General features: G+C 45.6%; 4 protein-coding genes. 1 reads left to right on the top strand and 3 read right to left on the bottom strand.

Features of this window, described 5'->3' with window-relative positions; all coding sequences use genetic code 11:
- Positions 1 to 246 precede the first annotated feature (246 nt).
- On the top strand, positions 247 to 1,737 hold the full coding sequence (locus HMPREF1548_RS02130) for a D-alanyl-D-alanine carboxypeptidase family protein (RefSeq protein ID WP_021634036.1): 1,491 nt from the start codon (positions 247 to 249) through the stop codon (positions 1,735 to 1,737).
- Positions 1,738 to 1,943: 206 nt separating this feature from the next.
- Here HMPREF1548_RS02130 and HMPREF1548_RS02120 read toward each other — a convergent pair whose 3' ends face one another.
- The 3 genes from HMPREF1548_RS02120 to HMPREF1548_RS02110 all read right to left on the bottom strand — a co-directional run bounded on the left by HMPREF1548_RS02120 (position 1,944) and on the right by HMPREF1548_RS02110 (position 6,564).
- A complete protein-coding gene (locus tag HMPREF1548_RS02120; protein ID WP_021634035.1) occupies positions 1,944 to 2,912 on the bottom strand; it encodes a 3'-5' exonuclease in 969 nt (322 codons plus the stop codon).
- A gap of 6 nt (positions 2,913 to 2,918) precedes the next feature.
- A complete protein-coding gene (locus HMPREF1548_RS02115) occupies positions 2,919 to 4,601 on the bottom strand; it encodes a M3 family oligoendopeptidase (protein WP_021634034.1) in 1,683 nt (560 codons plus the stop codon).
- A gap of 184 nt (positions 4,602 to 4,785) precedes the next feature.
- Positions 4,786 to 6,564 (bottom strand): sensor histidine kinase, encoded by a 1,779-nt coding sequence (locus HMPREF1548_RS02110; RefSeq protein WP_021634033.1) that lies wholly within the window; start codon positions 6,562 to 6,564, stop codon positions 4,786 to 4,788.
- Between the last annotated feature and the right edge of the window lie 102 nt (positions 6,565 to 6,666).

The raw sequence follows: 6,666 nt of genomic DNA, 5'->3' as shown, positions 1-6,666 counted from the left end.
TGAAGCACATATGGGGTGGGAACTGCAGCGCCGGCGGGATAAACTTTATGAATTTTTCCTTAAAACCCTTAAAATTTATTGCCGGATAGTGTATGATGAAAGCGGTAAAAATGTATACTAGCAGATAAAAAATGCGGTAAGCCTGTCTTCCCCGCCGCATTTCTTTTATCCGGCACGGAAAAAACTGTATGCGGCCCGGAATTCAGCCCTTTGCTCCATCGGTCCGTTTATGCAGGAATAAAGGTGATGTTAATGAAGTTATCTTCTCTTATCCATATCAGGACAGGCCGCAGCGTTGTGTGTTTTCTGTCCTCTCTGCTCTTATTACCGGTACTTTTTCTTTCCGCTCCCCTGACTGCGGCAGCGGCGCCTGCTGCCGGCGGCAACAGCTTTCAAGAGGAGGCAGAAGCCCGCAAAGAGCTTCCCGTCCAGTCCAATGAGTGGGAAAACTGGCCCGCAGGGCCCCTGATCGGGGCACAGGCCGCCATAATTATGGAAGCCAATACCGGGGCCATTCTTTATGAAAAAAATATCCATGATCAGCTCTATCCCGCCAGCGTTACGAAAATCCTGACTGCCCTGATCGCAATCGAGAACTGTCCCCTTGACGATATTGTAACCTACTCCAATGAAGCGGTCGCAAGCATTGACTGGCAGACGGATTCCAACATCGGCATTAAGCCGGGAGAGCAGATCACTATGGAGCAGTCGCTATACGGCCTGCTCGTAGGCTCCGCCAATGAGGTGGGCAACGCCATCGGCGAACACATCAGCGGAAGCATGGGCGCCTTTGTGGATCTGATGAATCAGAGGGCCAGGGAGCTTGGCTGCAGGGATTCCCATTTTGTGACCACGAATGGAACCTTTGATGAGAATCACTACACCTCGGCCTATGATCTGGCGCTCATCGCACGCGCTTTTTTTTCCAATGACCTGCTGTGCAAAATGTCAGATACGGCCAATTACACCATCCCCGCTTCTGCAACCGTCAGCCAGGAAATGAATATCCACAGCAAGAACCAGCTGTATCCCGGTAAAACCTATGCCTACGAATACCTTGTGGGCAGCAAGACCGGTTATACCTCCGAAGCCAGGCAGACCCTTGTATCCTGCGCGCAGAAGGACGGGCTCAAGCTCATATGCGTGATCCTGAAGGAAGAATCACCCGCGCAGTACACGGATACCATAGAATTGTTTAATTACGGTTTCAGCAATTTCCGCGCGGTTAATGTCTCAGAAGCGGACACCAGATACGCCGTGGGGAACAACAGCTTTTTTGAATCGGACAGCGATGTATTTGGAAATTCCTCTCCGCTGCTCACCATCAATCCCTCGGATATCATTGTCCTCCCCAACACCGCGGATTATAAGGATTTGGAATCCAGCCTGAACTATGACGACAGCGCAAAGGGGACTGCGGTAAAAATTGATTTTACCTATAACGGCACCTTTGTCGGAAGCGCCTCCATTGAAATGGTCCCTCAGAAGGTAACCGCTTCCGATAAGACGACGAAGCCAAGCGTTGCTCCGGGAAAGGTTTACTATATTAATATCAAGCTAATCCTGATTGGCGTCGCTATCGCTGTTCTGGTATTGTTCCTGATAATATATGTCATTTCCCTCATAAGGAACTACAGCTTTGGAAAAAGGCGGAAAATCAGCCTGAAACGCAGCAAACGGCGGAAAACCAGTACCATTGATTTTGACAGATATACGAAGGGACCTGACGGGTATTAATTCTTTCTTTAAAGGTAAGAAGGCGCTGCATGAAGCGTTGGTAAAGGCTGTCCGTCCGGATGCCAGGCCCGCAGCTGCCCAGTATGGCGGCAGTAAATGGATTACGCTGCCCGATCCTGGCGGACATCCCTTCTGCCTGGTTATCCGGGACTGAAATTATCTTAACTATCTCCCGGTTAACGCACCGAACTTAAAACAGCAGGGGATTATTCATCCCCTGCTGCCTCTTTATGGCGCTTCATCCTGCGTATCTCCCGCGCCCTTTCTTTTTTCTGGAAAATCTCAGCGGCCTCCTCCTCGGAAATGAACTTCATGGTCTTTACCGCATAAACCCCATCGTCATCCGCCTTCCTGATACGGATTTTCCCTTTCATGTATCCATGCTTCTCACAATAGGAAACACTGTAATAATGCTTTCCATTGGGAGTAAACCATCTGATTTTTCTTTTCAGGTTGCGGTGGCACAGATAGCACTTTGTGGAAGCCACCTCTTTATCCGCAAGAAGCTCTCCTTTATCACTGAACTCCCTGGAAATATACTTCGCATAATCATCAAAAACTATATGAATCTCATCCCTCTTATTATGGGGGACGTTGAAGCCGTCAAAGGAAACCTTCTGCAGTACCTGCGGATCCTTGATCCTTTCCAGCACCCGGCCCGTATAGTAGGCGTCGCTCAATGCCCTGTGGAACGGGACATCCTTGGATAAGGCAAGATAATCCACCGCGTATTCCAGATTGCGGCGGGATTTTTTATCCTCAAAGGCAATGCTGAACAGCTTCTGGACGTCATAGAACTTCAGGGGCCTGGGACTGAGCGGCGGCAGACCGAAATATTTCATATTCCGCTGAAGCTCCGTCAAATCCTGCGGCCCCCAGGTGCCGAACATAAACTCCTCCGTCCCGCACCAGGCAAGGAAACCGCGTATTACCTCAGGAAAGGCGCGGCCGTCCTGAAGCTCATCCATATCAAGCTGGAGGAGCTTCTTTGTCATATAATGCATTTCCTTATAAACCTGCGGCCGTATCAGCTCATGGAAGCTGTCGCATATTTCCATGCGGCTGTTTAATTTCACCGCACCGATTTCAATAATTTCAAACGGCAGCTCCTTCAGCTGTTTTTCCCTCTGTTCGTTCCCCTGATTCCATTCCAGGTCCAAGATAATATAATTCATACAATATTATGCTTCTTTCATCAGCTTCTTTTCCAGTTTCTCCGCGATTTCCTTCATACAGCCTTCCTCAAAGGGAAGCTTCAGCCCCGCATCCTTTATCATGTTCGTGAAAAAGTCCGAAGCGGACAGCCTGCACAGCTTCAGATAGCTCTTCCAGGCCGCATCAAAATCCTCATCCATCCACAGCTTATATTCAAAGGCAACCGTCTGTGCAATTACATAGTCAATATAGTAGAAGGGGAAGCTGTAAATATGGTGCTGCTGCTGCCAGAAACCGCCGTTTCCGAAGAAGGGATCTCCTTCGTAATCCAGATGAGGCTTATATTCCTTTTCCAGCCTGCTCCAGGCTTCCTTCCTCTCCGCCGGGGTCAGCTCAGGGCTTTCGTAAACAATATGCTGGAACTCATCCACCATACAGCCATAGGGAATAAACATCATCGCATCTTCAAAATGCATTTCCCTGTAAGCATCCGCCTTATCTCCGAAAAACCAGTCCATCCATTTTTCCGTGAAAAATTCCATGGACATGGAATGGCATTCCGCCGTCTCCATCGTAATATCACTGTGCTCGCGGATGGGATCTTTACCGGACAGATACCCCTGGAATGCATGTCCGCATTCATGGGTGATCACATCCACATCCCCGCTGGTCCCATTGAAATTGGCAAAAATAAAGGGCGCCTGATATACGGGAAGATAGGTCATGTAGCCTCCCACCCTCTTATTTTTACGGCCCAGCACATCAAACAGCTCATTTTCCCTCATAAAATCAAAGAATTCCTTTGTTTCCACGGAAAGCTCGCTGTACATCCGCTGCCCTGCCGCCAGGATTTCCTCCGGTGTCCCTGTGGGCTTGGGATTACCATCCTTAAAATAAACACCCTCATCAATATAGGAAAGCTTCTCCAGGCCCAGACGCTCTCTCCTTCTGTCATGAAGCTTCTCCACAAAGGGGACGAAATCCTCCTTTACCTGCTTCCGGAAGGCTTCCACCGCATCCTTATCATAGCAGTTACGTCCCATGCGGTAATAGCCCAGCTCCACATAGTTCTCATAGCCCATTTTCCGGGCCTGCTCCGTGCGGTTTTTGACCAGCTTGTCATAGATATCGTCCAGCTCCTTCTCATGCTCCAAAAAGAAGGCGGACAGCTTATCCCAGGCCTTCTTCCGGATGCTTCGATCCGTATCCTTCATGTAGGCCTTGATCCGTGAGATATTTACTTTTTCCCCATCCCAGTCAAATTCGGCCTCCGCCGGAATTTTTTCGTAGGTGGTGGTAAGCGCGTTTTCTTCCTGGAGCAGGGGAATCAATATCTCATCCATGGATTTTCTGGCAAGCTCCATGTTCTTAAAGGCCACGGCTCCTATTTTCTCCTCCAGTTCCTTCCTGTAAGGGGAATCATACAGCAGTGTCTGATATTCAATGATCATGTTGCTGTACTTCGGGCTCTGCTCATCATAGTAATCCTGCTCCGCGCTGTAAAAAGCATCGGCAGTATTCACGTCATGGCGGATCTGCGCAATGGTCATCATCGTATCCACCTTATCCCTGAGCCGGTAGTATTTTTGATGTACGGCAAACTGTCCTTCCCCTGTAGCAGCTTCCCCAAACTCCTTCATCAGCTGTTTGAATTCTTCCTCTACCTTATTGAAATCTACTCTTTCATAAGGCATTTCTGAAAATTTCATTTGTCTGCCCTCCCGTTTTTGTTATAAATTCAGTGCAGCTGTTCAAATCGTTTACAGCTACAATTCAGTTTACAATACTTTATGGGCATAGTCAATGAAACACGAAAGGACCACAATATGGTGAAGCTTCCTGTTATCTATATATACAGGAGCTTATCATCGGTTTTGTGATCCAGTGATTTCATTATCCTTGTTTATTTTCTATTATTTCATCTGAATTATGCGCGGGAATCCGGATTTCCACAATTGCCCCATATCCTTCGTCCATATTAGAAAAAGTAATTTTAGCCTTTTCCCCATACATTATATACAGTCTTCTTACAGAATTCTGTATGCCTATATGCTTTCTGCCATCATAATAAATGATTTGATCACTCTCAATGGCCTCAAGAATATCCGGAGGAAAACCCTTTCCTGTATCCGAGATACAAATATAGAGATATTCCCCATCCTCATAATTTTCAATTACAATATAGAGTGTAATCTCCACATGATTGTCCAGAGAAACGGCATGAGTGATAGCATTCTCCACAAAATTGTGGATTATCAATGTAGGAACCAGATATTCCTCAATTCCTTTATCCATTATCACATCAAATGAAAATGCCTCCTCGCCATATCTCAGCTGCTGTATCTCCACATAGTTCCTGATAAATGCAAGTTCCTCTCTCAGCGGCCTGGGTTCAAAGGCATCCTTCATCACATAACGCATATAACTGGAAAGCATTTCTGTAATCTGTACTATTTTTTCCTCGTGATCCACATCAGCCATTCCATGAATAAGACTAAGGCAATTCAGGTAAAAATGTGGTTTTATTTGAACCTGCACGGCTTCCAGCTCTGTCTTTTGTCTTTCCAGTTCTTTCTCATAAATATCAATTTTCAAAGACTTTATCTTACGCAGCAGACCCTTAAACTCCTTGCTGGCCATTTCCAGTTCCAGGATGTTATTGCTACCGTTTTCATTGATCAGCTGTTCTTCTTCGGTATTCTTCAGGCTATTAACAAATTGCTTCATTGGCCTTAGAACACGCATATAATAAACCCGAACCATTAGTATGCCGCCCGCAATCATTCCAATAGATAAAATAACAAGAATAATCTGAAGACGCATGATTTTTTCAAGAATTCCCCCTGTTGGTGTAATTAAAATATGAAAATTCCTGTTATCTCCAATAATTCCACTGATTGGGAAGGAATAAACAGCCTGCCTGGACAGAAATCCTGTTTTTTTGCTGAATTCCCCTTTAAGTTCCTCCATATCAACCTTTTCCCTATCCATACTGGATATAAGAATTTGCCCATTTTCCTTTAGTATATATGGAATTCCTTCATAGCCGAGACTGTCTATGTGCAATGTACTGAATAAATCATTCAGACGGATGGCACAGCCCATGGTGATTCCATTTTTTGAATAGCGGCTATAAACATAATCTTCCTTACCATCATTAATAAAAGACCATTCCGAATACGGTGTATTTATTCCATTTTTTTCTCTGAGAGCAGTTCTCAGGGGTTCATTAACCCCTTCCGCCTGGCTGTCCGTAAAAATAGTCCCGCTGTCCAATATCATCATATCCGCACGATCCAGATACAGATAAAAACAGCAAGGTTCCTTATAACGGATTTTCAGATTACGGTTCTGCTCCATAATATCGGTTAAATAAGGAAAATATTTGCTGTTGTCCGGCCGCGATTCTTCCAGAAGGGAATAGTTCTTTTCATTTTTATTTACAAGCGTAATTACTTCATAATTTATTTTAACAATATCCGTATTTATCTGTTCTACATAAAGCCTTGCCGTATCCTCTATATAACGATATACCAGCTGTCTTGCCTCAAGCATGCTCTGAAACATAACTGAAATTATGCCAAGAAACAGGACCATGACAGGAATTAACACCTGAAGGGTAAGCTTTCCCATTGATTTATATTTTTTTGTCACGGTATGTTTATCTGCCATACCAGTTCCTCCCGCTACAAAAATGTGTGATGGCAGCCCTCCGAATCCGGCAGGGCTGCCTGAAAAAATATCTCCGGGTTCAATTATATCGGATTACGGACA

The organism is Clostridium sp. KLE 1755 (assembly GCF_000466465.2).
In the GTDB taxonomy this organism is placed as follows: Bacteria; Bacillota; Clostridia; order Lachnospirales; family Lachnospiraceae; genus Eisenbergiella; species Eisenbergiella porci.
The sequence above is the reverse complement of the archived record's forward strand: the minus strand, read 5'-3'. Positions and strand labels throughout refer to the sequence as shown.